This window comes from Nostoc sp. 106C, assembly GCF_002154725.1.
Taxonomy (GTDB): domain Bacteria; phylum Cyanobacteriota; class Cyanobacteriia; order Cyanobacteriales; family Nostocaceae; genus Aulosira.
Map to the genome: position 1 here is coordinate 1 of NZ_MTAW01000234.1, position 4,926 is coordinate 4,926.

At 41.0% G+C, this 4,926-nt stretch carries 3 protein-coding genes and 1 pseudogene; 2 read left to right on the plus strand and 2 right to left on the minus strand.

What is annotated here, in order from left to right; all coding sequences use genetic code 11:
* The coding region (locus BV375_RS37850; RefSeq protein ID WP_208099235.1) for a hypothetical protein at positions 1 to 251 on the plus strand (251 nt) is incomplete at its 5' end.
* A gap of 302 nt (positions 252 to 553) precedes the next feature.
* On the opposite strand, the pseudogene BV375_RS33970 reads toward BV375_RS37850, so the two are convergent.
* Positions 554 to 1,374 (minus strand): annotated as a pseudogene (locus tag BV375_RS33970) (IS5 family transposase).
* A 264-nt stretch (positions 1,375 to 1,638) separates the two neighbouring features.
* On the opposite strand from BV375_RS33970, the gene BV375_RS33975 reads away from it, so the two are divergent.
* Positions 1,639 to 2,055, plus strand: a complete 417-nt coding sequence (locus tag BV375_RS33975) for a retroviral-like aspartic protease family protein (RefSeq protein ID WP_086768800.1) — start codon at positions 1,639 to 1,641, stop codon at positions 2,053 to 2,055.
* Positions 2,056 to 2,220: 165 nt separating this feature from the next.
* Here BV375_RS33975 and BV375_RS33980 read toward each other — a convergent pair whose 3' ends face one another.
* Positions 2,221 to 4,890, minus strand: coding sequence for a HEAT repeat domain-containing protein (locus tag BV375_RS33980; protein WP_086768802.1), 2,670 nt, complete (start codon positions 4,888 to 4,890; stop codon positions 2,221 to 2,223).
* Positions 4,891 to 4,926 lie beyond the last annotated feature (36 nt).

Sequence of the window (4,926 nt, forward strand, 5' to 3'; positions counted from 1 at the left end):
AGGGTCGGCATAACCCTCATCATGACGAGCTAACAAGGTACACTCAATCGAGTTGTTTTCCCAATAGCTCTGCTAAAAACACCGAAACTGTTGTCAGCCCGCTTGATTGGGTCATGACTATCCCAAAACTCCACATTGCTAGTACTACTGCTTGTGACTTGGACAGATGCGGCATCTTTTCTATGACTGTCCTCGTCCATTGTCTTAATTCCTCATTCTTTCCTAGCTGCATTTTCCCTCCCACACCCTGACATTCTTCGCCGCATCTGCCTTAGTTATTTTTGCGGTCTGACTTCAGTTCTGTATTTTACTCGCTATATTGCCCCTTTCTTAAATCCCTACCCTTGAAAGGAGAAGGGGTTAGGGGATGAGGGCGCGAGGTATTTGTACAACGCCCGCCCTATATCGCTTTTAGCTTAAGTTGACACCAATGCACGCCAGTTCGCTCAAGTCGGAAAACCCGCTCATGCGGCTGGCTTCGCAACGCACTGTCTCCCGTACATTTAAACTTCTTAATTTATTAGACATCAGAGACCATTTATAAAGTAAATCTTTAGGCTACAAGACGACGCAGCATGATACGAGTCATCACAGCATATATGGCAGCTTCACTCATTTCAGGTAGACGCTCGTAATCTTTGCGCTCGACGATGGTACTGGTTAAACCACCCAAATGTTCTTTCTACTACCCAACGTTTGGGAAGAACCTGAAATTCCTGCTCAGTACGACGTATTACATCAACATGAGCTTGGATCATTAACCAAACACACAGAGCAAATTTATCACCGTCATAACTAGAATCAACCCACATAACTTCAACTTTTTCCAGTAATTCTGGACGCTCTTCTAGCAATTCCATGAAAGTGTAGGCAGCTAGGACTCGTTCTGGAGCATTTGCTTCACTTACAACCACTTTCAACAAAAGTCCCAGGCTATCAACTAAAGTCTGCCGCTTTCGACCTTTTACCTTTTTACCTCCATCAAAGCCGTACACATCCCCCTTTTTTGGGTCGTTCTGACCGATTGACTGTCTGCGGCGGTAAGCGAAGCCATGCCGTTAGGCTTATCGCTGTTGGCTGTGTTGATTTACCTAATTTTGAGCGAACTTGACCGCGCAGTGTATGATTTAATTTTTCCCAAACTCCCTGGCGCTGCCATTTGCGGTAGTAGCTATATACCGTTGCACTTGGTGGAAAGTCTCCGGGAAGCATGTTCCATTGGCATCCCGTTTTCAAGTGATAGTAGATTGCATTGCATACTGCTCGCATATCAGTTGTGCGAGGATGTCCTCCTTCTTTGGCTGGTGGAATCAAGGGAGCCAAGATTTCCCACTCCATATCGTTTAAGTCTGTGGGGTAAGACTTTCGTGCCATGAGCAACTATGTAAATACACTATATATGGAGTATTTTATCGTTCCCAAAATTCCTTTTTACTTGGCTTTAGATTTACTTTATAAATAAGCTCTCAAACTGAATTATTCTCCAATTATTTACAAGACTTTATTTTCTTTAATTTGTTCGGTAGTCGGGTTTATCGTCTGTTCCTCAATTGTGACACTTCACTATTAGCTTCTACACTTCAATCTACACTAGAAGTTAGTATACATAATAGAAAATCATAAATTATTGTGTTAAAAATGATGGGTTCAGTGCGCGTCAAAGTCAAGCTAAAAAATGCCATTGATGAAGCTTTAGTTAGTCGCGGACTTTTAGCACCGGGACTTTTGCGCGAGTGTGAAACAGAAGGATTAGTAGATACAGGTGCAGTTTCCTTAGTTATTCCACCACAGATAGTAGAACAGCTAGGTTTAAGAATTAGAGGACAACGTGTTGCTCAATATGCAAATGGTAGTGAAGAAACAATCGGAGTTACTGAGCCTGTAATAGTTGAATGTCAAGGACGTGAAACAGTAGTAGAAGCATTAGTTGTTGGTAATGAAGTATTAATTGGTCAAGTGGTTTTAGAACAAATAGATTTATTAGTAGATTGCAGAAATCAGCGATTAATTCCTAATCCAGAACATCCTGATTATCCAGTTGCCATAATTAAGTGAAAGCGATCGCACATTTTGGCGTAATGTTGAGAGTAATTAAAGTGCAATCGCGCTAATCATCATAATGTCATTGCGAGCGAAGCAAAGCAATCGCAAAGGCTTGGATTGTTTCGCTTCACTCATAATGACTGTAAATATTTTTGTCTAACTAGTTATTGCCTTACTTCACACTTTCCACTGCTTCAACTTCTTCTGAGCAAACTCCCGCACTTCCTCATCTGGGTCATTTTCTGCTTTGTCGCGCAACAGTGGTAAAGTCTGCTCATGCTGAGGAAATTGCTTGATAATTATTTCAAGTGCAATGCGCCGAGGGTTGGGGTTATTGGGGGGATCGTGGCTATCCTTAAAGGGGTCATTGACAGCGCATTGGTAGTAGATGTCAAATAACTCAAGCTGATATTTAAAATGTTTGGCTAATTCTTGGACTGCTGCACATCGCACATACTCATCATCATCCTGAGTAGCGCGTTCTTTGATGATGGATTTGGTGTCGGGGTCATCTTTGAAGTTCTTCGTTAATTCTCTGACTGCTACACCTCGCACAACTACGTTATCATCCTGGGTAGCACGTTCTTTGATGATGGATTTGGTCTCAGGGTCATCTTTGAAGTTCTTCGCTAATTCTCTGACTGCTGGACATCGCACACTGCTGTCACTATTTTGGCTAGCAAGTTGTTTGAGCCAGGTTTTGGTGTCAGGGTCATCTTTGAAGTTCTTCGCTAATTCTTCGACTGCTGAACATCGTACATACTTATCATCATCCTGGGTAGCGAGTTGCTTGAGCCAGGTTTTGGTGTCAGGGTTATTTTTGAAGTTCTGCGCTAATTCTTCGATTGCTGCACTTCGCACAAACCAGTGATCATCTTGGGTAGCACGTTGTTTGAGCCAGGTTTTGGTATCAGGGTCATCTTTGAAATTTTTGGCTAATTCTTTAACTGCTATACCTTGCACAAACCAGCGATCATCCTGGGTAGCGCGTTGTTTGAGCCAGGTTTTGGTGTCAGGGTCATCTTTGAAGTGATTCGCTAATTCTTCGACTGCTGCACTTCGTACATCGCTGTCACTATCCTGGGTAGCGCATTCTTTGAGCCAGGTTTTGTTGTCGGAGTCATCTTTGAAGTGATTCGCTAATTCTTTGACTGCTGCACGTCGCACAAAGTAGTTATCATCCTGAGTAGCGCGTTGTTTAAGCCAGATTTTGATGTCTAGAGATTCTTGCCAGGTTGTTGCAATTGCTGTGACTGCTTGAGTGCGAATTTCTTTAACTAGCTTAGTTTCTTCTCTATATGATGGCTGAGAGTAATAATAGTACCAAAGATCATATTTAGTTAAATTCTTTAGCTTGTTAAGTAATTTAGTAGCTGTTGACTCAATCACCAAGCGATTTCTCACTTCCGCAAGACAGTTAGCTGCCAAAAACAAGTTGATAAATTTTTCCTCTTCACCATCTTGCACCATTAAATACTCAAGAATTTCACCAACAAATTTCTCACCAATCATTCCCGCAATTAGCCGCAACACCTCATGCCAAGTTTCATCATGCCAATATTTGCCAAAAACTTCAGTTTTGAGACCCTCAATTGTAATACTGCGTTCCTTCTCAAACTGCCGAACAAACTCCGAAGCACAGAAAAATTCTAAAAAAGTCCGATGCACAAAAGCATAGTAATCTGCACCCAAGAAACATAAAATAAAGTTGCGATCGCGCAGTTGTTTCATCAACCGTCTAGCTTTATCTCTGGCATCATTCACTGGTATGCTTTGCAGATATTTAGTGAAGATTGCTTCTAAATCATCCCCATATATAATGTTGCCAGCTAAACCTTTTTCACTGGTTTGCATTTGATAAGCAACTTGACGCAACATTGCCTGTTTATCTTTATAATCAATAATTTCCAGACGCTCATCTGGTTTTAAATTGCGTCCTTCGTCCCAATTATGCAGCAGCACCTCTGAAGCATCTTTATAAAGTTCACCTCTATCTCTGGGTAATTCTCGCTTGAGATTGAGAATTGCCATCATGGTTAACAGCAGAGGATTTTGTGCTAATTCTGCAATTGCTTTTGATTCATTAATTACTCTTTGTAGACGCTCGCGTTTAATGTTTTTATCTCTTTCTTCGGCTTGACTAAAAGTTTTATCATGCCAGCGTTCAATAAAATCTTTAATCTGTGCTGGTTCTAAATCTTGCAACATAAGGTGGCGAAATTCTGCATCTCGCAACTGTTGCTGCTTATAGCCAATAATCCGAGAAGTGACAATTACCTGCACATCTGGATATTCATTAGTAAACCGATGAATAGAGGTAATAACTTCCTCCCGTTTCGCCAGTTCAAATATTTCATCCAAACCATCAAACATCACTAAAGCATTACCAGCCTTAAGCTGCTCGTGCAATTTATGCTGATTTAGGTGAAAGAAGCAATTCGGCCCTTTATGGTAATACTCTAGAAAATTATTACAAGTTCCCGCATCGCGATCGCGTACATAATTGCGTAATTCAATTAGCAAAGGAATCGGCAGATTAAAATCATTGTTAGTAAGAGTTTGCTCTATCCAATCTAAAGCTAGGTATTGTAACAAAGTAGACTTGCCCGAACCAGGATCGCCTAAAATAACTAGATAATTCTTGCGCGGCTTGTCTTGCCTGATGACATTTAAGACTGAACGAATTGGTTGTTCTAAATAATTTCGTTTATAGCCTTCTAGTTCTTCTTTAATTTTTTCAAGTTCAAATTCTGCATCTAACTGGTTACTTTCTTGTAGCCTGCGGAGATATTCTTTTGGCAGTTCTGGTAAAACTTGATAAACTTGGCGAACATTTTGCGTAAGGATTCAGGTAGAGGATTATTGACAAAGGGAACACTTGAG

Excerpts from the sequence above, each read along its gene's own strand:
- BV375_RS33975 (WP_086768800.1), top strand. The coding sequence starts at position 1,639 with ATGATGGGTTCAGTGCGCGTCAAAGTCAAGCTAAAAAATGCCATTGAT.